19 protein-coding genes, 1 tRNA gene, 4 pseudogenes and 1 riboswitch are annotated in these 23,823 nt (G+C 38.8%); of the genes and pseudogenes, 4 read left to right on the top strand and 20 right to left on the bottom strand.

Features of this window, described 5'->3' with window-relative positions:
* Nucleotides 1–8 precede the first annotated feature (8 nt).
* From dapA to SPPN_RS05045, 4 genes are all read right to left on the bottom strand, one after another.
* Nucleotides 9–944, bottom strand: coding sequence for a 4-hydroxy-tetrahydrodipicolinate synthase (gene dapA, locus SPPN_RS05060; RefSeq protein ID WP_000121607.1), 936 nt, complete (start codon nucleotides 942–944; stop codon nucleotides 9–11).
* A 55-nt stretch (nucleotides 945–999) separates the two neighbouring features.
* On the bottom strand, nucleotides 1,000–2,076 hold the full coding sequence (locus SPPN_RS05055) for an aspartate-semialdehyde dehydrogenase (protein WP_000542463.1): 1,077 nt from the start codon (nucleotides 2,074–2,076) through the stop codon (nucleotides 1,000–1,002).
* Nucleotides 2,077–2,418: 342 nt separating this feature from the next.
* Nucleotides 2,419–2,491, bottom strand: a tRNA-Thr gene (locus SPPN_RS05050).
* A 99-nt stretch (nucleotides 2,492–2,590) separates the two neighbouring features.
* Nucleotides 2,591–3,100 (bottom strand): QueT transporter family protein, encoded by a 510-nt coding sequence (locus SPPN_RS05045; protein ID WP_000737071.1) that lies wholly within the window; start codon nucleotides 3,098–3,100, stop codon nucleotides 2,591–2,593.
* Nucleotides 3,098–3,194, bottom strand: a riboswitch (PreQ1 riboswitch). (Overlaps the previous gene by 3 nt.)
* Before the next feature lie 28 nt (nucleotides 3,195–3,222).
* On the opposite strand from SPPN_RS05045, the gene SPPN_RS05040 reads away from it, so the two are divergent.
* Together SPPN_RS05040 and mscL are read left to right on the top strand one after the other, a co-directional pair.
* Entirely contained in the window at nucleotides 3,223–3,654 is a 432-nt protein-coding gene (locus SPPN_RS05040) for a GtrA family protein (RefSeq protein ID WP_000742995.1), read from the top strand.
* A gap of 81 nt (nucleotides 3,655–3,735) precedes the next feature.
* Nucleotides 3,736–4,113 carry a large conductance mechanosensitive channel protein MscL gene (mscL, locus tag SPPN_RS05035; protein ID WP_000916792.1) on the top strand — a complete coding sequence of 126 codons (378 nt, stop codon included), beginning with the start codon at nucleotides 3,736–3,738 and terminating at the stop codon, nucleotides 4,111–4,113.
* 41 nt (nucleotides 4,114–4,154) lie between these two features.
* On the opposite strand, the gene hemH is transcribed toward mscL, so the two are convergent.
* Nucleotides 4,155–5,249, bottom strand: a complete 1,095-nt coding sequence (gene hemH / locus SPPN_RS05030) for a ferrochelatase (protein WP_000709264.1) — start codon at nucleotides 5,247–5,249, stop codon at nucleotides 4,155–4,157.
* Between the two features lie 153 nt (nucleotides 5,250–5,402).
* Here hemH and pepT point away from each other — a divergent pair, with 153 nt between their 5' ends.
* Nucleotides 5,403–6,626 carry a peptidase T gene (pepT, locus tag SPPN_RS05025; RefSeq protein WP_000222058.1) on the top strand — a complete coding sequence of 408 codons (1,224 nt, stop codon included), beginning with the start codon at nucleotides 5,403–5,405 and terminating at the stop codon, nucleotides 6,624–6,626.
* A gap of 35 nt (nucleotides 6,627–6,661) precedes the next feature.
* Here the strand turns inward: pepT and SPPN_RS05020 are convergent.
* A pseudogene (locus tag SPPN_RS05020) lies at nucleotides 6,662–7,314 on the bottom strand (pneumococcal-type histidine triad protein); the annotation flags it as partial.
* On the opposite strand from SPPN_RS05020, the pseudogene SPPN_RS14205 reads away from it, so the two are divergent.
* Nucleotides 7,312–7,476: pseudogene (locus tag SPPN_RS14205) on the top strand (IS110 family RNA-guided transposase); the annotation flags it as partial. The pseudogenes SPPN_RS05020 and SPPN_RS14205 overlap by 3 nt on opposite strands.
* Before the next feature lie 289 nt (nucleotides 7,477–7,765).
* Here the strand turns inward: SPPN_RS14205 and SPPN_RS05010 are convergent.
* The 14 genes and pseudogenes from SPPN_RS05010 to macP form a co-directional block, all read right to left on the bottom strand.
* A pseudogene (locus SPPN_RS05010) lies at nucleotides 7,766–9,181 on the bottom strand (pneumococcal-type histidine triad protein); the annotation flags it as partial.
* Nucleotides 9,182–9,500: 319 nt separating this feature from the next.
* Nucleotides 9,501–12,590, bottom strand: coding sequence for a pneumococcal-type histidine triad protein (locus tag SPPN_RS05005; protein WP_000700357.1), 3,090 nt, complete (start codon nucleotides 12,588–12,590; stop codon nucleotides 9,501–9,503).
* A gap of 7 nt (nucleotides 12,591–12,597) precedes the next feature.
* Complete coding sequence (adcAII, locus tag SPPN_RS05000) at nucleotides 12,598–13,515, bottom strand: zinc-binding lipoprotein AdcAII (RefSeq protein WP_000744536.1); 918 nt, start codon at nucleotides 13,513–13,515, stop codon at nucleotides 12,598–12,600.
* Nucleotides 13,516–13,657: 142 nt separating this feature from the next.
* Nucleotides 13,658–15,049 carry an APC family permease gene (locus SPPN_RS04995; RefSeq protein ID WP_001020307.1) on the bottom strand — a complete coding sequence of 464 codons (1,392 nt, stop codon included), beginning with the start codon at nucleotides 15,047–15,049 and terminating at the stop codon, nucleotides 13,658–13,660.
* A 124-nt stretch (nucleotides 15,050–15,173) separates the two neighbouring features.
* The gene (gene sdbB, locus SPPN_RS04990; RefSeq protein WP_000757366.1) at nucleotides 15,174–15,731 is read right to left on the bottom strand and encodes a thiol-disulfide oxidoreductase-associated lipoprotein SdbB; all 558 of its coding nucleotides are present in this window, start codon (nucleotides 15,729–15,731) and stop codon (nucleotides 15,174–15,176) included.
* Nucleotides 15,732–15,742: 11 nt separating this feature from the next.
* Entirely contained in the window at nucleotides 15,743–16,450 is a 708-nt protein-coding gene (ccdA2, locus tag SPPN_RS04985) for a thiol-disulfide oxidoreductase-associated membrane protein CcdA2 (RefSeq protein ID WP_014017248.1), read from the bottom strand.
* Nucleotides 16,451–16,680: 230 nt separating this feature from the next.
* Complete coding sequence (locus SPPN_RS04980) at nucleotides 16,681–17,097, bottom strand: EGFR-like transmembrane domain-containing protein (RefSeq protein WP_025170644.1); 417 nt, start codon at nucleotides 17,095–17,097, stop codon at nucleotides 16,681–16,683.
* A 27-nt stretch (nucleotides 17,098–17,124) separates the two neighbouring features.
* Nucleotides 17,125–17,328 (bottom strand): annotated as a pseudogene (locus tag SPPN_RS04975) (hypothetical protein); the annotation flags it as partial.
* A gap of 1,714 nt (nucleotides 17,329–19,042) precedes the next feature.
* Nucleotides 19,043–19,333, bottom strand: a complete 291-nt coding sequence (locus tag SPPN_RS04970; protein WP_007284790.1) for a YSIRK-type signal peptide-containing protein — start codon at nucleotides 19,331–19,333, stop codon at nucleotides 19,043–19,045.
* Nucleotides 19,334–19,766: 433 nt separating this feature from the next.
* On the bottom strand, nucleotides 19,767–21,530 hold the full coding sequence (locus tag SPPN_RS04965) for a glycerophosphoryl diester phosphodiesterase membrane domain-containing protein (RefSeq protein ID WP_000801721.1): 1,764 nt from the start codon (nucleotides 21,528–21,530) through the stop codon (nucleotides 19,767–19,769).
* Nucleotides 21,531–21,538: 8 nt separating this feature from the next.
* Nucleotides 21,539–22,129, bottom strand: a complete 591-nt coding sequence (locus tag SPPN_RS04960) for a 3'-5' exonuclease (protein ID WP_000440254.1) — start codon at nucleotides 22,127–22,129, stop codon at nucleotides 21,539–21,541.
* A gap of 97 nt (nucleotides 22,130–22,226) precedes the next feature.
* Entirely contained in the window at nucleotides 22,227–22,718 is a 492-nt protein-coding gene (gene rocS, locus SPPN_RS04955) for a chromosome segregation protein RocS (RefSeq protein WP_000021242.1), read from the bottom strand.
* A gap of 76 nt (nucleotides 22,719–22,794) precedes the next feature.
* Nucleotides 22,795–23,487 carry a 5'-methylthioadenosine/adenosylhomocysteine nucleosidase gene (locus SPPN_RS04950; RefSeq protein WP_000689769.1) on the bottom strand — a complete coding sequence of 231 codons (693 nt, stop codon included), beginning with the start codon at nucleotides 23,485–23,487 and terminating at the stop codon, nucleotides 22,795–22,797.
* 16 nt (nucleotides 23,488–23,503) lie between these two features.
* Nucleotides 23,504–23,818 (bottom strand): cell wall synthase accessory phosphoprotein MacP, encoded by a 315-nt coding sequence (macP, locus tag SPPN_RS04945; RefSeq protein WP_000517865.1) that lies wholly within the window; start codon nucleotides 23,816–23,818, stop codon nucleotides 23,504–23,506.
* Nucleotides 23,819–23,823 lie beyond the last annotated feature (5 nt).

Genomic DNA, 23,823 nt, shown 5'->3' with positions numbered 1-23,823 from the left:
TTGTCTTATTAGTAATCTGGTCTTAAGACACCTGTTACAGTTGCCTTAGTCGCTTCGTAGTCGCCATCTACAACAACCTTGATAATGCGTTTGGCATCTTCTTCTGGTGCTGGAACAAGAGGTAGACGAGTTGGTCCAGCTGCAAATCCCATATAGTTAAGAACTGCCTTGACAGGAGCAGGACTTGGATAAGAGAAGAGGGCATTGACCTTAGGAATGAATTTACGTTGAATAGCTGCAGCTTTCTTCATATCGCTTTCTGCAATAGCAGTAAACATCTCGTGCATCTCATCTCCATTTGTATGAGAGGCAACAGAAATAACCCCATCCGCACCAAGATTCATGGCATGGAAAGCATCTCCATCCTCACCAGTATAGACCAAGAACTCTTCTGGTTTGTGCTCAATCAAGTAAGCCATATTAGCCAAGCTAGTACATTCTTTGACACCGATAATATTTGGATGATCAGCCAAGCGAAGCATGGTTTCTGGAGTCAATTCGACAACCACACGACCTGGAATGTTATAGATGATAATTGGTAGATCCGAAGCATCTGCAATGGCTTTAAAGTGCTGATACATCCCTTCTTGAGAAGGTTTGTTATAGTAAGGTACAATAGCAAGTCCAGCAGCAAAACCGCCAAATTCCGCTACTTCTTTGACAAACTCAATAGAGTCACGCGTATCATTAGTACCTACACCCGCAATCAAAGGAACGCGTCCATTGACAATCTTTTGTACAGCCGCAAAGAGTTCCAACTCCTCATCGTGGGTCAAGGTTGGACTCTCAGCAGTGGTCCCTGCGAGAAGAATTCCATCCGTATGATGGGCCAATAAATGCTCAATCAAGGCTGGAATAGCATCAAAGTTGATGGAACCATCCTCGTGGAAGGGAGTAATAAATGCTGTGATGATTTTACACTCTTTTAAATCTTGATAAGACATGAAAACACCTCTCTATTTCAAAGAAGGAGTTCATCTGAACTCCTAAACGATATGACTATTTTAATTCAAATTTCAATTCGGCAGTTGGACGAACCAATCCACGTTCGTGGAGAGTTTCAGCAATCTGAACTGAGTTCCAAGCAGCACCTTTGAGCAGGTTGTCTGAAACAACCCACATGTGGATTCCTTTTTCAGCATCCAAGTCTTTACGGATACGACCAACAAAGGTATCACGCGAACCAACTGCATTGATAGCTTGAGGATAAATTTGATGAGCTACATCATCTTCAAGAACAGCACCCGGGAAGGCTGCGATAGCTGCTTTGACTTCTTCGATTGGAGCCACTTCTTTTGTTTCGATATAAACAGACTCAGAGTGAGCTGATAAGACTGGAATACGAACACATGTTGCAGATACTGCAATGCTATCATCTTCCATGATTTTCTTAGTTTCCTTGGTCATCTTCATCTCTTCGTAAGTGTAATCATTGTCAGTGAAGACATCGATTTGTGGAAGAGCATTAAAAGCGATAGGATAATGTTTCTTATCACCACCTGAAGGCAAGATTTCCGCATGCAAATCACGTGGGTTTACACCATCATTCAAGACTTCACGAAGTTCACGTTGTGTCTCAAGAATTGCTCCCATACCAGCACCTGAAACTGCTTGGTAGGTTGAAACAATGATACGGTCCAAGCCCCATTTTTGGCGAACTGGCTCAAGAGCCACCATCATTTGAATTGTTGAACAGTTAGGGCAGGCAATGATCCCATTGTGGGCATCAAGTGCGTGAGCATTGACCTCTGGAACAACCAAAGGAACGTCTGGATTTTGACGGAAGTAAGATGTATTATCTACTACTACCGCTCCAGCTTTAACTGCGTATGGTGCATACTTAGCTGATGTCGAACCACCTGCTGAAAAGAGAGCAATATCAACTCCCTCAAAAGCTGTCTCAGTCGTTTCTTCAATCGTAATATCTTGGTCTTTAAATTTCAAAGTCTTGCCTGCTGAACGTGCAGAAGCAAGTAAACGAATTTTATCGATTGGAAGTGTTGATTCTTCCAACATTTTTATCATCTGAGCACCGACAGCACCTGTCGCGCCGACTACAGCAACTGTATATCCCATAAATAACCTCTTTCGGAATTTTCTAAAAATTTCTATAATAGAAGTATTATACTACTTTTTCCATGAATTGCAAAGCTTTTTTATCATTTTTTGAAAAATAAAAATCCCCAGTCGCTAGACCAAGGACTAAGAGGCATCTTCATGTGATAAGCAGGTTCACACAACTCATCAAGGTCCGCTCCTGCGTTATGACCTCCTTATGCTCAATAGTAGTCCGAAGACTACCTATCGACTCATCGCATATTCTATATTACTAGAGATACTTGATTTTGTCAATAAGAAATTTTTTCGATCGAGTATAACAAAAAACTCTCGTATTCAAGAGTTTCCCTATACATATCATGCTAATTGCCGGGATTGAACCGGCGACCTCATCCTTACCATGGATGCGCTCTGCCAACTGAGCTAAATCAGCTTACTTAAGAAGTATACTATATTCAGAAAAACTTGTCAAGTTTCCTTAGAAATTTTCCATAGGAAAAAGCCAGGTAAGAACTACCTAGCTTATCTTCTTCTATTTACTTAAATCAATTCGACGACCAATTTTACCAATAATAATCGCTCCAATAATCAATGAAGCAAATTCACCGATTCCTGTTGTAAACCAAGTAAGGAAGAATGGTAATTCTGCTACAATATTTAACTCTGCAGCGATAGTAAACATGGAAATTGAAAAGAGGATTGAAAAGAAGAAATGATCTTTTCGAATCAATCCGTTAAAGAGGTAATCCTTGCTATATTTTGCAAAAAGCCAAACACCTAAACTGAGGAATACTAAGGTTGAACCACCACCAACAAAGACATCTAGCAGTCCGAAGCTAAAGAAATTAGCAATCATACAACCGATGGTAACTCCGATGATGTACTTAGGATTGTAAAAAGCCATAAAGTTCATCATTTCTGAAATACGAAACTGATAAGCACCATAGCTGATGGCATTTAGAGGCGGTGTGACAGTCAAAACGACGTAGATAGCAGCGACGATTGCAATATCTGCAACATCACGAATAGTTAATTTTTTCATCTTTTCTCCTTTGGCGGTTGCCCGCGTGTAATATGCTTGGTGAAAGAAGCTAAGCACCAAGGGTTGCTTTATTCAACCTTACTAGTATAGCACAATAGCCTGCTTTATGCTATACTTAAAGCATGAAAAAACCTATTCAAAAATTTTTTAACAATGAAATCTTAGCCTATCTCTTTTTTGGCCTTGCAACAACTCTAGTTTCGATTCTCTCGCGATTGGTCATTTATCAACTAAGTCATCAGGAACTTCTTGCTACTGCCCTAGCAAATATTATCGGTATCCTCTTTGCCTTTATCACAAATGATACGATTGTATTTAAGCAAGCAAGGAAGAATCGGCTTATCCGTTTAGTGAAATTTTCTCTTGCTCGCCTTTCTACTTTTCTGTTAGACTTGTTTTTAACTTTTCTCTTTGTAACCCAATTTCCTCACATCATAGGTCAATTCGTAAATGAAAACATTGATAAGATAAATGCTATTGAAACAATAATTGCACAAATACTCATTATTATCATCAATTATATCTTGAGCAAGATCTATATTTTTAGAAAATAATGCTCCATTTATGAGCCTTTTAATTGCCTTCTATAATGATTTAGGATACAATGAAACACGAAACATTGAAAGGAAAACAGTATGTTAAAAAATCTAAAATCGTTCTTGCTTCGAGGAAATGTTATTGACCTTGCTGTCGGTGTTGTCATTGCCTCTGCTTTTGGTGCTATCGTTACTTCACTTGTAAACGACATTATCACTCCTCTTATTTTAAATCCCGCTTTGAAAGCTGCTAAAGTTGAACGTATCGCTCAACTTTCTTGGCATGGAGTCGGCTATGGTAACTTCTTAAGTGCTATTATCAATTTTATCTTTGTGGGTACCGCCCTCTTCTTTATTATCAAGGGCATTGAAAAAGCACAGAAACTCACTGGTATAAAGGAAGAAAAAACTGACGAAAAAAAACCAACCGAATTGGAAGTCCTTCAAGAAATCAAAGCCCTTCTTGAGAAAAAATAATCGATTAAAAGGATCTAGCGCAAAGCTAAATCCTTTTTTCTTTACTCTTTGGGTAACTTGCCTGCTTTTTCAAGCATTTTTTTGATAAGATAAGGCATCTTAACATTCTCCCGCCCTTTTTTCTCAATCAGTTTTTTCACAAATTCTGGCATTTGTAAATCTTGAGATTCAGCCAAAATGTTTTTCGTCTCGTCTGAAGGAACTAATTCATCAAAGGTTTCTTCTTCCGGGAGAAATTCCTTAAACTCTTGATGTTCATTGGCTCTGACTGTATTGACCAAGGCATCAATTAAACGAGAATCCGTATTTGGCATTGGTGGACGATGGTAGTTCACACCCAATTCTTGACACAAGTCATAACATTCCACATCATTATCAAACAAGACCTCAATATGCTCGCTAATGAAGCTGATAGGAACAAAAATATAATGGTCTGGATGTTCTGTCTGTTCTCTGAGATACTCCAAAACATCTGGCTTAATCCATGGAATCCCAATATCACTCTCACTCTGCCAAGTATTGGTATATTGTTCAGAACTCAAGCCTAGTTTTTCAGCGACTAACTTGCTATTTTCGAAAATTTGGTCAATATATGGGTCACCAAAATCCAAGGCAAAAATGGGCACACTGTGGGCTGAAAAGATGACTTTAAAGCTATCCTGCTTTACTTCTTCTTTTAAAATCTTAGCAATTTCATCTGCCCAATAGTTTAAGAGCTCTTCTTCCTGATACCAGTCCTTAATGACCAAAAATTGAATTTGTTTGCTTTCTAAAAATTTTTCATAGCCCATGACAGAGTAGAAAGAATAATGAGGCTCCAAAATCAAACAAATACACTGTTCAATGCCGTCTGCTTCCATCTGACCAATCACATCTGGAATAAAAGGGCTGGAAAACTTATTGGCAAAATAGACACTATATTCATTTCCTAGCCTAGCTTCTACCAAGGCAACCTCTTGACGGGTAATTCTTTGCAGAGGTGTGCCCCCAATTCGTACATAATTATCATAGAGTGTTTGAATTTCATGGTCTTGAGGTCTCACTCCACGACGAATATTTGTGAAAAAATCAGCCACACCTTCAAAGGTAATCTCTTCTGGTGAACCAAAGGTCATCATTAAAATTGCTTTTTTCATAATCGCTTCCTTGTGATATTTTTATCAAGTTTATTTTATCATGAATCCACTGATAAGTAAACGCTAACATAGCAGATTGCCCTAACTTCTGTCTTTTGTTTTTCTCTTCTTTCTATGATACAATGGAAAAAATGAATTCAAAAGGAGTTTTTTATGACTTATCCAAATCTCTTGGACCGCTTCTTGACCTACGTTAAGGTCAACACGCGCTCTGATGAACACTCTACTACTACTCCAAGTACACAGAGTCAGGTTGACTTCGCAACAAATGTCCTAATTCCTGAAATGAAACGTGTTGGACTGCAAAATGTTTACTATCTACCGAATGGTTTTGCTATTGGAACCTTGCCAGCCAACGATCCGTCTTTAACACGTAAGATTGGTTTTATATCGCACATGGATACTGCTGATTTTAATGCTGAAGGAGTCAATCCACAGGTAATTGAAAACTACGATGGTGGTGTGATTGAACTAGGGAATTCTGGTTTCAAACTGGATCCAGCCGACTTCAAGAGTCTTGAAAAATATCCAGGACAAACGCTCATCACAACAGATGGAACAACCTTGCTAGGTGCTGATGACAAGTCAGGAATTGCTGAAATTATGACAGCCATTGAATATCTAACTGCTCATCCTGAAATTAAGCACTGTGAGATTCGTGTTGGTTTTGGTCCAGATGAAGAAATCGGTGTTGGTGCCAATAAATTTGATGCAGAAGATTTTGATGTGGATTTTGCCTACACTGTTGATGGTGGTCCACTAGGTGAACTTCAGTACGAGACTTTCTCAGCCGCTGGTGCTGAATTGCATTTCCAAGGCCGTAATGTCCACCCTGGTACTGCCAAAGGGCAGATGGTCAATGCCCTTCAGCTAGCAATTGATTTTCATAATCAACTTCCAGAAAATGACCGACCTGAGTTAACTGAAGGTTACCAAGGTTTTTACCATCTAATGGATGTGACAGGTAGTGTTGAGGAGGCGCGTGCAAGCTACATCATTCGTGATTTTGAAAAAGATGCCTTTGAAGCGCGTAAAGCATCCATGCAATCTATCGCTGATAAGATGAATGAAGAACTTGGGAGCAACCGTGTCACTCTCAACTTGACAGACCAGTACTACAATATGAAAGAAGTCATTGAAAAAGATATGACTCCAATTACCGTTGCTAAAGCCGTTATGGAAGATCTAGGTATCACGCCTATTATCGAACCAATCCGGGGTGGAACAGACGGCTCTAAGATTTCCTTTATGGGAATCCCAACTCCGAATATCTTTGCAGGTGGCGAAAATATGCACGGACGTTTTGAATACGTTAGCCTTCAGACTATGGAACGTGCAGTTGATACCATCATTGGCATCGTAGCTTATAAAGGCTAAAAAGACGAGGTGGCTCAGCTACTTCGCCTTTCTTTTTATTCTACTGGTTTTTCTTGATTTCCAGTAGTTGTAGAAGATTCTGTTGTTTTATTTTCTGAAGTTGATTCAGCAGGTTTAGAATCTCTTGTATTGCTTGGTTTGTTTTCGTCGCTAGCAGTTTCAATGTTAGATCTGCAGTTGCGTTTGGTTGGTTCTCAGCACTGGTGTTATCACCATTTGCTTCAGCATTTCTTGCTGGACTTGTTTCTTCACTTGCGCTAGCTTTTGACTGGATTTGGTGATTCAAAACTAGCATAGCTTTTGTCAATTCAAGTAAAGCTGCTTTGTCTTTACTCTTAGCAGAAAGTTGATCTAGTAATGCATCCACTTTATCAAAGTCCGCATCAGATCCATTATTACTTTCTAAATAAGAGTGAAGCGATATGAGAATATCGTAGAGTTTTTGATAGAGTACAAGTGTCTGAGGATCTTGCTCTGCATTTTCCTTTTCTTGTTGAAGGGCACTAGCGATACGAGTCAATACATCTTTTACCTGGCTGTTTACTTCATCCAAGTCTGCATCAGCCTTGTTTGTAGCAGCTTTGAGATTTTCTACTTCTTCTGCCAAGGATTGTCTGATTCCTTCTTCTTGGATTTGCTCCAAGAGTTGATTTGCCTTGTTCAAAAGACTTTCTACTTCTTCCTTGCTATCTGTCGCAGATTATTGGTTGCTATCTACCATGTACTCCTAAAACAGGAGAGTTATAATCCAAGATTACAAGGCCTTACAGAAATAAGAAATCCAGATAAGACAATGTTCGTCCAAGACGCTATTCGCTTCGCACAGCAGCACGGATTCAATATGCTTTAATTTTAAAGTTTAGGTGTCAAGACCTCTTTTTAGTGTGCCCAAAATTTAGAGAAGTAATCAATCAACTAACTTTTATTTTTTTCAAACTTTCAGTAAACTGTCCTAAGGCTAACTCAATCTGTCTTTGTTTGATTGGATCCTCTTTATAGACGTTTCGACTTTCAGCAAGAAGTTGATCTACTTTTGCTAAAACTGTTTTCTCATCAAAGGCCCCAGGCTGATAGTTGGATTTCAGGGCTGGAATCTTGTTTTTCAAGGCTACTTCATATCCCTTAGTTTGCACCTTGATGTAGTGATTGTGGTCTCCGTAACTCATGACAAAACCTGATTCATCTTCAGCAATAATACGATTGGCATCAAAGCCGTGTCCACCTTCTTCATGTTCCTCATGTGAAACACTAGGATTGGCTGCAAGAGACGGCGAAGGTGCTACTAGACCATTGTTTGGAAGAGTCGGTTGCCCAATTACGGTCGATTTTGGAATGTAATGGAAATGATCACCATGTCTTACAATATAAGCTGTTGCTGTTTCCTCGACAATATCTTTAGGATTAAAGATATAACCATCAGATGTTGAAGAGATAGGCTTATTTGTAAGTAATGAGGCATGATTCAAAGTAGATGGACTACTTGAAAGACTTCCTAGACTAGACGCTGCTTCATGAGGTTTTTCATTTGTAGAGACCGTAGAACCAGTTCCGCCTATAGGCACCATTCTAGCAATCTTTTCTTCTAAAGGAGAGAGTTTGCTGTAAGGAATAAAGTGGTAATGGTCGCCATGCGGAATCGCAACTCCATTTGGCGTACGACTGATAATCTTAGCAGGGTCAAAAACCAGACCGTCTGATTCACTGTAACGTTGGTCACTAGGTGAATCGTAGAGTTCTTTCAATAGACTTTGGAGATTTTCAGCTTTGCTTTCTGGCTTGCTAGTTGATTCTTTCTCTATAGCTTGATTAGTATTATCACTAGCTGTTGAAGAATAGCTTAGCTGACTTGGTTGCGTATTTTTGCCAGCTAAATGAGCTTTTGCTGCTGCTAATTCACTAGCAGACAAATCACTTTTTGGAATGTAGTGATAGTGACCTCCGTGAGGAACGATATAAGCATCACCCGTATCTTCGATAATATCAGCTGGATTAAAGACATAATCATCATCTGTCGTATAACGTCCCTGAGACCTTGCTACAGCGACATCTGAGCTGACCTTCTCATTATCTTTGACATGTTCTTGTTTTTGACGATTGATTTCATCTTTGGTTCGAACATTATCAGCATGAGCTGCATCTTTCAGGTAGACATAATATTTTCCATCGACCTTGATGATATAGCCACCCTTGACCTCATTAACAATATCAGCGTCTTTAAGTTGATAGTTTGGATCCTTCATCAAGAGTTCTTCACTAAAGAGGGCATCATAAGGAACTTTCCCATTATAGTAATGATAGTGGTCACCGTGTGACGTTACATAGCCCTGATCTGTAATTTTGATGACAATTTGCTCAGCCTGAATTCCTTCTTTCTGGCTAACCTGATCTGGTGTCAAGTTTTCACTTTTCTGACTTGACTGACTGCCATCCACATAAGAGACACGATTATTGTCCTTATTTTCCTGCGAACGATGCTGGTTTTGTCCATAGGCACATAGACTCAAGGATACGATAACAGCTGATCCAGCTGCTATATATTTTTTACTGAATTTCATAAATCCCTCATTTCAATAAATGATGAAACTTTTTCTTAACTTCTTTTTTCTCGGTTAAACAATTTTTCTAAACCGCTTATTTAACCATTTAATTAACCAGTAAATAGTTTACTATTTAAAATTATAGAGAAATGAAATAAGAATAGGACAAATTGATCAGGACAGTCAAATCAATTTCTAACAATATTTTAGAAGTCAAGGTGTACTATTCTAGATTCAATTTATTATACTTCTGTCAAGTTTCTGTTACTTTCTTCTAAAAAAGAGAAGCAACACGAAAGGTTACTTCTCCATAAAATATGCTTCATTCTTTTTACTACTATATAGGAGTCGGTTGACTCTCTTTTAACAAAGCCAAGAGCCTATCTAATTCTGCTGAAATAGTGTTACTGTCTTTCGTTCCGAAAAGAAGACTGCTGTTTAGACCAGACAATGTCTCCATAGCATTTTGGCGAGTACGAGAATCTGTTACTTTTTCTAGCAAGGTCTCCGCCTCTGCTATCTTAACGTCAATAACAGAACGCTCTACTTGTGGAACTTCATCCTCATCTGTAGTATCTTCAGCTTCTTCCTCTGTCTCTTCCGCATCAGTGCTTGGTCTATAAAGATTATCTGCTGAAGGATTTAAACCAGCGTGATTCTCTTTTTCATCAGATTCAGAATGAGTTGGCTCACTTACTTCATCATGTTCCTTATCTTCATCAGGTTTACCGTTTTGGTCTGCCTTATTTTTACGAACATGGTCGCTAGCATTACCCCAACCATTATCTGAATGAGGACGTTGGTCAGGATGTTCAACGTAGTATTTCACTGTCGCAAATAAATCTTCTAAGGTATAGCCTTCAGGAGCTGAGTAAAGTCCTTCATCAAACCATGCAAACTTAAGGTTATGATAGTGATCAAAGTGAGGAATTATAAAGTGACCATTTTGTACAGCTACAGTATACTGTAAATGATTCGGTATTTTTTCTAATGGTACCTTTTTCTCAGCTTTTACGCGGTTATAGATAGCTTCTGTCCCTGTTGCCTCTGGTTTTGCTTCTGTTGCTTCAGTAGAATTTGGAGCTTGTAAGCCTTTTTCTTTAGCATAAGCCTGAGCTGCTGCTCTTTCAGCTTCAGATAAGCTGTCTTTTTTAATCCAGTGGCTATGGTTCAAGTGTGGAGTGACGTAGGCATTTCCTTCATCACTTTCAATATCATGCTCATCAAAGATATAGCCATCCTCTGTTGTATATTTACCTGCTAATTTCGCTAATTTAATTTCATCGTCTGTATAGGCAATTTGAGCATTTGGTTTGCCAAGTCGCTCTGGATGGGTAATTGGTGCTAGGAATGCCAATAAATCATCTACCAATTTTACTTTATTAGAAGATTCATCATTCAAGCGCTCTGCTAATTTGTCTAAAGTTTGGAAATCAGAAACGCGACCTTTATTTTCAGACAAGGCTTTATGAGCCTGGGTTAACAGATTGTAGGCTTTATCATAAAATTCTTGGTCACGAGAAGCGACATTTTCTTTTTTAGCAACTAGAGCATGTGTCTCTTGAGTTTTCTTAGACAAGAGATTTTCAATAGCATCAATCTTATCCTTAGCCAAGTCTTTAGCAAAAACATAGTGACTGACACCAGCAATTTCCACAACATATCCTTCCCCAACTTTTCTAACAACCTGTTCTACTGTAAAATCAGTTTGTTTTTTCTCAGTTGATGGTTGAGCTTGCGGTTTTGGTGCTGGTTTCAAATAATTCATTCCCGGCAAGACTGCACCATTTTGTCCCTTAATAGCTATCATACGAGCCAATTTTTCTTCCAAAGGTGACATTTGTGAATAAGGGATAAAGTGATAATGGTCTCCGTGCGGTACAGCAACACCATTAGCTGTACGATTTGTTATTTGTGCCGGGTCAAATACTAGTCCATCCGATTCTACATGGCGTTCTGATAAGGGTTTAGCATACAATTCACGTAAAAGGCTTGGAATGTCTTCCCCTTGATTTTGATGATAAGTTGGAGTGACAGTCAAATTGTGGTTCTCTGACAAGCTTGGTTGAGCTGGATTTGCATTATGACTAGAACTTGAAGAAGGACGAGACCCCTGCTTCCCATTCCAATAGGCTTGGGCTGCAGCCAATTCTCCTGCAGACAAATCACTCTTAGGAATATAGTGAAAATGATTTCCATGCGGTACAACAAAAGCGTCACCTGTATCTTCAATCACATCTGTTGGACTAAAGACATACCCATCATCCGTTGTATAGGCTCCTCCAGTTGCTCTATTCGGTGCCTGCGTATTGAGATTAAAGTTTGCTTTAATGGCTGAACTTGGTTTCGCAGGACTGCTTGGTTTCGTATTATCAGAATGCTTTTGAACTGGCTGACCTCCAATTGGTAGATTTCGAGCCAATTTTTCTTCCAAGGCAGACATTTGCGAATAAGGAATGAAATGGAAATGATCTCCGTGAGGTACTGCCACACCATTTGCAGTACGTTTTGTAATCTGTGCTGGGTCAAATACTAATCCATCAGACTCCACATGACGTTGGCTAAGTGCCAAAGCGTACAATTCTTGAAGGAGACTAGCTAAATCCTCATTTTGACTCTCAGGAGTTGTTGTAAGATTTTGAGGAGTTTCAGATGGACTCGTTCTCACACTAGATCTTGTTTCTCCCCTGCTAGAACGATATTCAACCGTACTTAATTGACCGCCTTTTCCAGATAAGAAGGCTTGGGCAGCAGCTAATTCACTGGCAGACAAATCACTCTTAGGAATATAGTGGAAGTGATTGCCATGAGGAACAATATAGGCATCGCCTGTATCTTCAATGATATCAGAGGCATTAAAGATATAACCATCATCCGTTGTATAACGTCCTTGGGCTCTGGCTGCAACTACCGCCTGATTGTTTGAACCGCCACCGTGATTACTACTATGTTCCTGCTTCTGACGTTTAATCTCTTCTTTTGTCCGAATATTATCCGCATGGGCCGCATCTTTAAGGTAAACATAGTATTTACCGTTTACCTTAATGACATAACCACCCTTGATTTCATTGACAATGTCTGAATCCTTCAACTGATAATTCGAATCTTTCATGAGGAGCTCTTCACTGATGATGGCATCATAAGGAACCTTGCCATTATAGTAATGATAATGGTCTCCATGAGAAGTCACATAACCTTGATCCGTAATCTTGATAACAATTTGTTCAGCATTGATTCCCTCTCTCTTACTGACTTCATCTGGTGTTAAGTTCTCTGCCTTTTGACCAGCCTGATTACCATCTATATAAGCAACTCGATTAGACTCTTTCTTAGCCTGACCAGCTTGGTAACGACCAAGTTCATAGGAACAAACACTTAGGGCAAGAACTGCCACTGAACCTGCTAGATATTTTTTATTGATTTTCATTTTTTCCTCACTTTAATTCTTCTGCTAGAACACTTATATTTTCTTCAAGATTTTCTAAATAGGTCTTGTCATTTTGTGGGTCTGCCTCTAAAGGATTCAGAGTTTTAAGACCTACACCTGTTGATTTGACAAGAGTTTCAGCTACTTTTGAAGAAGCGTTACTTTCTGTAAAAATCGTTTTAACCTTATAGGTTTTAACAAATTCCTGAATTTCTGTTAGTTGTCTTGGACTTGGTTCTTGTTCCGGAGAGATACCTGCAATACCAAGTTGATTGAGTCCAAATCGCTTAGCTAAATAAGAAAAGGCTGTATGTTGTGTTACAAATGTTTTCTGAGTCGCTTTTTCAAATTTAGGCTGGAATTTCTTAGTCAATTCTTGAGCTTTTTTGATAAAGGCTTGCGCATTTTTTTGGTAAGTTTCTTTATGCTCACTATCCGCCTCCGAAAGCTTATCAGCGATAATCTGAGCTTCTTCGCCAGCTTTTTCAGGATCTAGCCAAGTGTGAGGGTCATAGAGCGTTTTTTCATCAACTCCATCCCCTGCTTCTACATCTTCTAGCCCTGGGACGCGGTCTAAAGTCATTCCCTCTGAAGCCTCTAAAACCTTCACTTTGGATTTTTTTAGATTGGGATCTAAACTTCCTGCCCAAGATTCGAGCGTATGTGAATGGTAAACAAAGACATCTGCATCATAGATGGCTGCGATATCATTTGCCGAAGGTTCAAAGGAGTGAATCCCACTACTTGACTGAATCATCCGAACATCATTCAAGTCACCAGATACTTCCTTAACCATAGCATAGATAGGATAAAAACTGGTCACAATTTTCATCCCCTTTCCTGTCTGACTTTCCTTTTGACTACAGGCTCCTAGCAATAAAAGAAAGACACTTAACAAGACTAAAAATAAATTTTGTTTCTTCATGAACAACTCCTTAACTGTTTAATTAACTAGTAAACATTCTACTCCTAAAAACTTAATCTGTCAAGATATTTTTAGAAAAAATTTGAAATTTCTTTCACATATAAAAATCTGCTGAGTTTCAACAACTCAACAGACTTTTACTTTATTCTTCTATGGTAGAATGCTTATAGCCATAAGTGAAGTAAATAATACTTCCTACTAACAAGGCAACTAGGAAAGCAATCCAAGTTTCCATATTATACTGTAACATAAAGGATAAACAAATGATGATTGATAAAATCGGTAACAGGGGTACCAAGGGTGTTTTAAATTCCCCAGCTTTTGGCATCCCTTTTTCTTTCCGTAAGCGAATCAGGCCGTAAGCCAGCATGATTAAGTAGGCCAAGGTACAAATGTTTAAGAAGGCTGCAATACTAGCTAGCGGGAAGATTCCTGCTGCTACTGCTGAAGCTAGACCTGTTAAAATAGTAGCATTCTTTGGTACCTTGCTAGTCTTCGTTAGTTCTTTAAAGGCGGCAGGCATTAAGCCATCGCGCGCTAAACTGTAAATCATACGCGATAGGGCATAGGTCATCGAGATACAAACTGTAATCAAGGTCAAGATAGCCACTAATGACACATAGTTGGCTGCCCAACTGATCCCAACGCTACGAAGGGCAAAGGCAACGGCATCATTGACATTTAAATGACTATAGTGAACCACACCAGTCAAAACAAGCGTCACCAAGGCATAGAGAATGGTTACGATAGAAAGCGATAAGACAATCCCTCTAGGAATATTTTTTTGAGGAGTCTTGACCTCATCTACAGCCATAGAGATGGATTCAAATCCCAAAAAACCGAAGAACATCAAGGAGGCACCAGCCATAATACCAGTACTAGCACCATAGATTTGTCCAAAACCATAAGGAGCAAAATTACTCCAATTATCAAGTTTGATATGCCAAATTCCTACTAAAACAAAGAGAGCTAAAGCCGAGAATTTCAAAATAACTAGAATAGAATTAAAGCGTAAGGCTGCTTTAGCATTGAGTAAAACAAGCGAGGTCACCAAGACCAAGACAAGAATAGGCAATAAATCAACAAATGTCCCTGCTTGAGGATTAAAGGTACCATTTAAAGGCTGAGGAAGGGCTATCCCGTATTGAGAGAGCAAGCCTTTAAAATAAGCTGCCCAACCCGAAGCTACGCCTGATATGGCTGTCATGAACTCCATCATGGTTAACCAACCAGCCAACCAGGCTGGGAATTCTCCTAAAATAGCATAGAGATAACTGTAGGCACCACCTGTAGCAGGTACTCGTGAAGCAAATTCTGCAAAAAAGAGGGCTGATAATCCCACACACAAGGCAGAAATGACGATTGAAATCACTAGGGCTGGACCAGCAAGTGTGGCAGCTGCAGTACCTGTAATTGTAAAGATGCCTGTCCCTACCATGGCTCCGATACCCAGCAAAATCAAATCCCATAACTTCAAATGCCTGTGCATCTCCGTTTTATCCAAACTTACATTCTTTGTTCTAAATATATTCATATTTCTTCTCCAAATAAAATGATGATTCTATTTTACCATAAATATAGGAGATTTGTGACTATTTATAAAATATTTTTCTAAAAAAAAAATCTGACTACATCTTGTAATCAGATTTTTATCGATTCTAGTTCATTTCTTTAAATGCTGCTTCTGCATCCGCATTACTGATAGCACCAAATTGAATCTTTCCAATCTTTCCTTGACTATCAATTAGGTATTCTGTAGGAATGCTTCGAATTTGATAAGCTTGGAAGGTTGTTGCTTTAGTATCATAAAGAACTGGGATATCTTTATATCCTTGTTCTTGGAACCATTGTGGGAATTGATTAACAGTTTTTTCACCTTGAATTCCTGGTGCAATGACAGTAAGAATTTCAAAATCGCGATCTGGTTTTGCAGCTAATTCCATCAACTCAGGCATACTTTTCTTACATGGACCACACCAGGAAGCCCAAAACTTCAAGTAAACCTTTTTACCCTTAAAATCAGATAACTTGACTTCTTTACCATCCATGGATTGCAAGGTGAAGTCTGGAGCATCTTTCCCAACAGCAATTTGCTGTACAGGCGTTTCTTGTTTTGGCTGTTGTGGGGCTTGAGTTTTTTTAGTTTCTTCCTCACCACAGGCTATCAATACAACTAATGACAAGAGACTTAAGCCAGCAAACATTACTTTTTTCATCATTTTCTCCTTTATTCAAAAATTCCAGCTAGAACATTTACTTGTCCTAATAGTAACAAAATTCCCATTAAAATAATGAGGAAACCACCAATTTTCTTCATTAGCATCATATGACGTTTGATTTTACTAAAATAAGGCATGACTAGACCTGAAGCTAGAGCCAAGACCAAGAAAGGAAGAGCCATCCCCAGAGTGTAAATAAGAGTATAGATAGCACCTTGCCAAGCTCCATTGCCTCCAGAAGCCGCAAGCGCTAAAACAGAACTTAAAACTGGACCAATACAAGGCGTCCAACCAAAGCTAAAGGTAATACCGAGTAAAAAGGCTGACCAATAACGATTGGCTTCTGATTTCTTAAAAGTAAAGCTTTTTTGAACCTCTAATTTCTTAAAATGAAAAATTTCCATCTGGTGAAGTCCCAAAATGATAATAATTGTTCCCATAACATATCGAAACCAATTTGCATAGAGAATATGACCAAAGTAACCAGCACCAAAGCCTAGAATAAAGAAAATGAGTGAAATACCTGCGATAAAGCAAAGTGTTCGAATCAAGCCTGACCAGAGAACCTTTCTCCCAAATAAAGAAAAGCTTTTTGCGCTTTCCTGATCATCCAATAAAATCCCAGCATAGACTGGCAGAAGAGGAAAAATACAGGGAGAAAAGAAGGACAAGACCCCTGCTAAAAAAACGGAAATTGAAAATACTATCGTTTCCAATAAAGAACCAACTTTCTTAAGATTTCTAATCCTATTTTACTATATTCAATTTCATTTGTATGCTTTCTGCTACGCAAAATCGTATCGGGCACTACTGGACCAATCTTTTCTTTTGCTAGTCAAGGCGGATCTTATCCCCCAAAATAGCCAAAAAGCAACGACAAGGGTTACTCGTCGCTGCTTTTGTGAACGAAAATGTCTTTTAGATCTGACATTTCATAAATCAAGTTTTACTTGAGTTTGGCAAGGATTACTTTAAGCTCCTCTACTAGTTTAGCTTCTGTCTCTGCTGAGCCATTTTCCTCTTTCACGAAATCAAGGGTTTCTTGGAGAAGGTTTTGGGCTTTAGCAAGGACTTTTTTATCTACTTTTTCTGCATCTAGCTGTCCAAGAACTTTTGTCAATTCCGTGCTTAATTGCTGGATTTCTGACTCTTTCTTACGGCGAACCAACCAGAAGGCAATCACACCTAGAAGGGCGAGTAGACCGACTACAATCACTCCTGCTGGAACTGAGTTTGTTTCAGTCATCTTATCTGAATCCTTACTATCTTCCGTTCCTTGTTTGGCATCTTTCTTGTCCTGTGCAGGCTTGCTGTCGCTAGCATTTGCTTTCACATCTTTGAGAGAGTCCAAGGCAGCCTTCACAGACTCTACTGCAGTACGTAGACCTTGCTCTGTCAAGGCACTATCTTCCAGAGCTTTTTGAGCATCTAGGAGGACCGCCTTGGCTGCATCGATTTTCGGATTAGATACTGTTGCCAAAGCTTTCAAGCGTTGGTCTAACTCTTGAGTCAAGGCACGAAGTTCAGACTTGTCAACTTGCTCTTGAGCTGGAGCTTGCGTGCTCGTTGAGCTAACTGAAGGACTTGCTGCCGCTCTAGGTGCTTGAGTCGGAGCTGGAGCAGGACTTGCAGGTTGACCCGAAGCAGTTGGTTGAGACGGTTGTGGAGCTGGCTCAGATGGAGCTGTTGGAGTCTCAGTAGCTCCTTGGTCTGGCTGAGTAGGAGTAGATGGTTGCGATGTTACGTTATACGAATCGGGAATTGGATAATATCGTTTTGATGGCAAGCTGACTGGTGTTGAAGAAGCACTAACTTCACTATTACCATGTTTAGCTGTCGCACTTACTTGAGTTCCTGCACTAGCCGCATTATGGGAAATTGTAACAACACCACTTACTCCATCAATGCTGACACCTGATTTTGTTGGTGTTAGGCTCCAGCTTGACCCTGATTTCGTAGCTACAACTTTGTCGCTTCCAATGCTAATTTCTACATGGTCTGCATTCGCACTTGGTGTTACCGTTACATTGGCATTCGCTTCGCTAGAGGCAACTGTTGGTTTTTCAGGTGTTGCTTCTTTAGCTACTGGTGCTGTCGCTCTTCTTTCATCACTAAACCAGGAACCACGTTCTCGTGGATTACCATCGTTTACGTTATTATTTACTTCGATAACAGTGAGTGCTCTAAATTTATCTGTTCCTATCTTATTAACTCCAGACTTATAATCAGACTGGGTAATAGTAATTTGGCGTGCAGAACCATCCCCATCATTATTAGGAGATATATCTTTAGAGGCAAGTATATTATAACCTTCCGGATAAGCTAATCCATCCGTACTCCCTCCATAATTAGAAATATCCGAACCTCCGGTTACCAAATATACTTTCATCTTTGCGCCATTAGGTAATTTAGGAACATAAGGAATTGTCACATCAATATTAGGTTTTTCATTAGCTTTACCTGCTAAGCTCGGGACACTTGCATCTGTACTATCATTTGGTGTATTAATAGTCGGCTTCTGAAAAGGGAGATAGTATCCAAATTGTGTCGTCTGACTACCGCTTGAAGTAGTTACTGTTACATTCAATAAATACTGACCCCTGCGCGGAGTAATTCCGTCGAAAGTCAAAGATGCTTCACTCCCATTGACAGAAGATTCGACCTTTAACCCCATGTTTTCATGACCAGTTACAGATATGCTAGTAATTTTCTCATGATTTGATTTAGCACTAATTTTCAAAATATTACCAAATACTCTATCTCCACCTGGTACTACTAGTATATTAGAAACTTCTATTTGTTTACGTACTGCATTCCATCTCCCAATTGTTAATCCTGCTATATTCCGTCTTTTTCTTACATGAACTCCTCTTTCCTCAGAATTTTCCTCACTATCATTTTTTGACATCATCACTTGATTACCATCTAGTAACTTGTGAGCTTTTTCGACAAGTTCTCCAGAAATCTTTCCGTCGTCTGAAAGTCCTAACTTTTCGTTGATAGTATCTGCTAAGTTTTTAAAAGCTGCTGCCGACTCAGGATTGGATTCTTTCAATCTTTTAGATGCATCTATCAATTTATCATATAACTGATCCCCATCTTCTTCTTGAGATTGATCTATCTTATCTTCTCTATTAGCTTCTTCTTTGATAATTGAGGATTTTTCTTCCAACTCTGGTTGTACTTCTTTTTTATCTTTTTCTACCTCGGACACAGTAGATAATTCACCAGATACAGGTTTAACTACACCATCAACTTTTTCATCACCTTTATTCTCTACTGTTGACTTAGCTTTTCCTTCACTATCTTTAGATGAAGTTCCTGGCTCTTTTTTTCTCTGTCTCTTGAGTGTTTGGTTTAGCTCCTTCTTGTTCTACGTTAAGATTTTGATTGCTTGTATCTGATGGCGGTAAGACAGATGGATTCCCAGTGTTGCCATTTCCATCCTGACTGACCACTTCTGTATTTACTTCCGCCGCCTGGACTTCTGTCGCTGGATTAGCTATAAAAAAGACAGACCCTAGCAAGACTGAGACTGCTCCAATTGAAAACTTGCGTATAGAAAAGCGTTGACGCTCATTCATTTTAAACTGTTTCATAGTTTTTCCTTTCTTTCTACCCTGTCTTTGCTCCTCTAGCCATGTTCATGCAGGCATCAACTCGCAATAAAAACAGGAAAACATGACCTTTTTTCATCTTAAACAAATGACAAAAAGGCCCATTGTCTACTAATACTTCATTATATCAACTTAGTTCCCTTCCTTCAACCTCACTTTGTTTTAGAAAATCGATGATTATATATATATATATATATATTTCTTATTTTAAAGGATTTAGAGGCTCCTTATTTGTAAATTTAGTATATTTTTCGTTATTTTCAGAAATTTTAAATTTATATGACATTCAAAAGAAGCTGTTCGTCTTGCTATCTATCGCCAGCAAGAACTATCCTAGACTCAGCAAATAAAAAAACAGGCTCTCCGAAAAATACTTACCTATCACGGAAGGAATAGTTGTTCCTCTTTTTTATTACTAAAATTCAAAGAATTCCAGAGCTTTTTTCAAGAGCAAATCCGTATATTCTGGATCTTCTTGGGCTACTTCTATTTCCCGCTGAACTTTTTCCAAATCATCTGTAATCACTCCATCTACTCCTAAGTGAAGAGATTTGCTGATAGCTTCTGAATCATTGACAGTCCAAACATAAAGTTTCTGATCCGTTGTCCATAGTTTGCTTACAAAATATTCATCCAAGGTTGAGTACTCCATAGTATATCCTGTCGCCCTTGTTTTAGGAAAGACAGAATTGTAGGGCATGATGAAATAAACTGGCAGTTCGGCATCATACTGTCTTACTTTTTCGACAACATGGTAGTCTAAAGACTGGATTTGATGTCCATAAATCTTGAGCTTTGCAGCATAACGGGCTAAAAAGCGGTCCATCATGTCTGGACTATCTTTTTTACTGGTTTTAATTTCAATTAGTAATTTTTGACCAAGTTCGTTGGCTCGACTGAGATAATCTTCAAAGCTTGAAATTTTAGTCTGGTAGCCATTTTCAAAAATATCAATCCCTTTAAGCTCCTCCAAGTTTAAGTCTTGAGGACTTTTATTGATACCTGCTAGATTTTTCAAGTTAGCATCATGTATCATGACAAACTGCCCATCTTTTGTTTCCTGCACGTCCGTCTCCACCAAGTCTGGTTTGAGTTGTGCTGTAGTTTCCAAGGACTCTACTGTATTTTGAATCCCATTTGCATTGGAAACCCCTCGGTGAGAAATAAGCTGAGGTAGATGAACCATGGGAGCCTCCAGATAAATATAACCTTCTAAGGCAAAGAAAAGACTGGCACAAGTCATGACTCCCCATCGCATGATGTGATCTTTTTCTCTCCGAGGAAGCATATCCAGCTCCTTTCCTGTCAAAAATGAAACAAATTTAACCAAAAAATAAGTCAGAGCCATATAATAGAGATTTTTAATCACGACAAAATTCAAAATACCAAGAATCAGAGACTCTCTCTGAGTGATATCATCTACCAAAGTTTGAGCCAATAATAAAGGAATCAAAGGAAGATAAAATAATAAATGTGCTTTGAGCAAGATGTAAAATAAATTCCAAGCATAAAAAGTAACTCTCTTCTTGGTTTTCTCCAAGCTAAACATCACTGCTTCTCGAACAGTCAGCTGATCATATACAATCTTCGGAAGGGCAAACATCAATCTGACAGAGACATAGAGAAAGATAAGAGATAGAAGTAGGATGCTCAGCCACCACATCCAATATTTATCTTCTAAATAAGCTTGGATAAACTCTGGAATGACGATTTTATTAAGATAATAAATCTTCAGCATTTTCCGTATAAAAGGAAAAAGCATAGCTATATAGAAAAAGATAAACAAGGCTTTAGCGCAAGTTAGCTTTTTCATAAATCCAAAACTTTCATGGAAAACCTTGCGGATATACTCAATTAGCCTTCGCTTTTCATTATAGAGGAGATGACGAGCACCAATAAAGAGGAGTCCTATTTGAAAATAAGCAACCAGAAGGTTAATTACAATCAAGGCTAAAAAAGCTAGACTAATCAATGGAGAATGAGTAAGGATGGCTAAGACATTGTTATAGGAAATAAAAAGATAACCTGTCTGATCTAATAAGAAGCTAGCCAACCATGAATTGAATGGTACCCACAAATACTCCACTATCATAAAAATCAAGAAAAAGAGAAAGAGGATTTTATCAAGATTGAGGTAAATCTGTTTAAGACCCAATTTTTTAGGTTTTTCAGGTTTCATAGGCACTCCTAGTCAAATAATTGAGACAAGTCCAAGCCACCAAAAGGATTGTTTGATAAGCTACTTTCTGTCTCTAACAATTCCCTAGCTTGATCCGACTCTAAGAAGGATTCGTAAACACGCGCCGTCATCCGAGCATCCTCTAAACTATTATGAGACTGACCTTGAAATCCAAGAAATGAGGCAACAGTTTGCAATTTGAGATTGGCAATACCATGTAAATCTGAACTCCGACGTTCAAAAGCTTCATCATACAAATCCACCTTGTACTGTTGGCTATAGTCTAAACCATGCTCTGCTAAAATAGGTAAATCACTTTTAGCAGCATTGTAGCCTATCATCAGCAAAGAACCCACAAACTCTTGGAATTCTTCTAAGACTTTCTCAACTGGAGGAGCATCTTTTAAGGTCTCAGCTGTAATCCCGGTCAAACCATTGATAAAGCTTTTTAGAGGGACACTGGTATGAACATAGGAATCATAAGCATCGATTTCCCGACCATCTCTAAAACGCACTGCCGATACTTGAATCAAGTGTGTTTGTCCTTCGTGCTGATTAAATTCTAAATCAAAAGCAATGTAATCTTCTAATCGTTCCATTCTCTACCTCTCCTCTACTGTCTCTATTCTAATCAACTATACTATTCACAAACAAAAGAAGCCATCAGGTTAGCATGTAACCTAAACAGCTCCTTGATTATCCTCCAAATAAACGAGCAAAAAAGCCTTTCTTAGTGGATTGGACTTCTTCTTTTGCTTGGTCCAGCTCTAGCTTAAGATTTTCTTGATCCTTCATGGCTTGAAGGGTCAATTGTTGTTGCTGATCGAGTTGTTTGTCTTTCTCAGCAATCTGACGGTCTTTGATACGCATCTGCTCGTCTTTTTCTGATAACTGACGATCCTTGGCTTTTAATTGTTCATAAAGACGAAGAATTTCTGCATTCTTCTCATCAACCAGAATCTCCATCAGTTCACGTTGCTTGACATCTTCACTGACAGGCTCATCTTCAAAAATCGTTTTTTTATAGATTTCTTCTAGCTTAATCAAGCCACTTCTGGTAACGACTGTTACCCCTTTGTCATTTTTATCTGTGTCTTCTTCTGGTAATTCTTTGACACGGTTATTGATTGCTTGGCGAGATAATCCTAAGACCTCTGCAATCTCACTGACGGTCATTTCAATACTCATAATATCCTCTGAAACGTTTTCTAGCTTTTCTTTACTTAAATCTTATCATAAGCTAGAAAAACTGTCAAATTTTCGCTTAATTTAAGGCCTTCAAAAAGGCTAATAAGACTTGGGCAGAGCGACGTCCAGCTTCGATAATAAACTCATCAAAAGAGATGTTTGCTTCATGGTTGGCATTGTCACTCATAGCTCGGATGACTAAGACTGGAAGATTAAGAGCATGCGATGCCTGAGCAATAGCTGCTCCTTCCATCTCAACTGCTAAAACTTCTGGGAAATGAGACTTAATCGCTTCTATCTTATCATTTCCTGCAACAAAACTATCTCCTGTAGCAATCAAACCAAGATACCAGTTCTGGTCCAATTGAGATAAACTCTCTTGGATTTTGGCAACAAAGGTTTTATCTGATTCGAAATAAAGCGGTTGTTGCGCCATTTGTCCATAAGCATAGCCAAAAGCTGTGACATCCACATCATGATAGGCTAATTTGTCAGCAATCACGACATCCCCAACAGCGATACCCTCTGCTACTGCTCCAGCAGATCCCGTGTTAATCAAAGCATCCACTTGAAAATGATCAGCCAAAATCGCCACACTCATAGCAGACATGACCTTACCAATTCCACTTTCTACAAGAACGACTTCATGCGAGGCAATGCTTCCTGTATGATAGGTATTCCCCAAAACAACTTGCTCTTGGGCATTGTCTAAATGCTGGACTAAATAAGCCAGTTCTTCTGGCATAGCTGCAATAATTCCTATTTTCATTTCAATTCCTTTTCTATTACAACAGTTTCATTGCTAAGACAAGCAAAATCAAGAGAAAGATGACTGCAAATAAGATTTTATTCAGTTTAGAATTGAAGACATTTCTCTTGGTGTTTTCAATGCGACGGCTTTTATGAATAGACGGTTCGACCTGAATCTTCAAGGTTTCCTGGCTAAAACCATGATCCTTAGGATTGGCATAACCAAAACGGGAAGAAGAGGTTGGTAAAATTTTTGTCTCCTCATTATCATCTAGCAAAGGAGGACCTGAAATTTTTTCGCCTCTATTAGCCCTTTCAATCATTTCATCCGTTAATAAAGGTTTACCCATATTGA

The sequence above is a fragment of the Streptococcus pseudopneumoniae IS7493 genome (assembly GCF_000221985.1).
Lineage (GTDB): Bacteria > Bacillota > Bacilli > Lactobacillales > Streptococcaceae > Streptococcus > Streptococcus pseudopneumoniae.
Note: the sequence above shows the minus strand (reverse complement) of the source record. Positions and strands in the feature narration are given on the sequence as shown.

Bases quoted from the DNA above. Each gene is read 5' to 3' on its own strand.
- dapA (WP_000121607.1), bottom strand. From the start codon at position 944: ATGTCTTATCAAGATTTAAAAGAGTGTAAAATCATCACAGCATTTATT.
- SPPN_RS05055 (WP_000542463.1), bottom strand. From the start codon at position 2,076: ATGGGATATACAGTTGCTGTAGTCGGCGCGACAGGTGCTGTCGGTGCT.
- SPPN_RS05045 (WP_000737071.1), bottom strand. From the start codon at position 3,100: ATGAAAAAATTAACTATTCGTGATGTTGCAGATATTGCAATCGTCGCT.
- SPPN_RS05040 (WP_000742995.1), top strand. From the start codon at position 3,223: ATGAAAAAACCTATTCAAAAATTTTTTAACAATGAAATCTTAGCCTAT.
- mscL (WP_000916792.1), top strand. From the start codon at position 3,736: ATGTTAAAAAATCTAAAATCGTTCTTGCTTCGAGGAAATGTTATTGAC.
- hemH (WP_000709264.1), bottom strand. From the start codon at position 5,249: ATGAAAAAAGCAATTTTAATGATGACCTTTGGTTCACCAGAAGAGATT.
- pepT (WP_000222058.1), top strand. From the start codon at position 5,403: ATGACTTATCCAAATCTCTTGGACCGCTTCTTGACCTACGTTAAGGTC.
- SPPN_RS05005 (WP_000700357.1), bottom strand. From the start codon at position 12,590: ATGAAAATCAATAAAAAATATCTAGCAGGTTCAGTGGCAGTTCTTGCC.
- adcAII (WP_000744536.1), bottom strand. From the start codon at position 13,515: ATGAAGAAACAAAATTTATTTTTAGTCTTGTTAAGTGTCTTTCTTTTA.
- SPPN_RS04995 (WP_001020307.1), bottom strand. From the start codon at position 15,049: ATGAATATATTTAGAACAAAGAATGTAAGTTTGGATAAAACGGAGATG.
- sdbB (WP_000757366.1), bottom strand. From the start codon at position 15,731: ATGAAAAAAGTAATGTTTGCTGGCTTAAGTCTCTTGTCATTAGTTGTA.
- SPPN_RS04970 (WP_007284790.1), bottom strand. From the start codon at position 19,333: ATGAAACAGTTTAAAATGAATGAGCGTCAACGCTTTTCTATACGCAAG.
- SPPN_RS04965 (WP_000801721.1), bottom strand. From the start codon at position 21,530: ATGAAACCTGAAAAACCTAAAAAATTGGGTCTTAAACAGATTTACCTC.
- SPPN_RS04960 (WP_000440254.1), bottom strand. From the start codon at position 22,129: ATGGAACGATTAGAAGATTACATTGCTTTTGATTTAGAATTTAATCAG.
- rocS (WP_000021242.1), bottom strand. From the start codon at position 22,718: ATGAGTATTGAAATGACCGTCAGTGAGATTGCAGAGGTCTTAGGATTA.
- SPPN_RS04950 (WP_000689769.1), bottom strand. From the start codon at position 23,487: ATGAAAATAGGAATTATTGCAGCTATGCCAGAAGAACTGGCTTATTTA.
- macP (WP_000517865.1), bottom strand. From the start codon at position 23,818: ATGGGTAAACCTTTATTAACGGATGAAATGATTGAAAGGGCTAATAGA.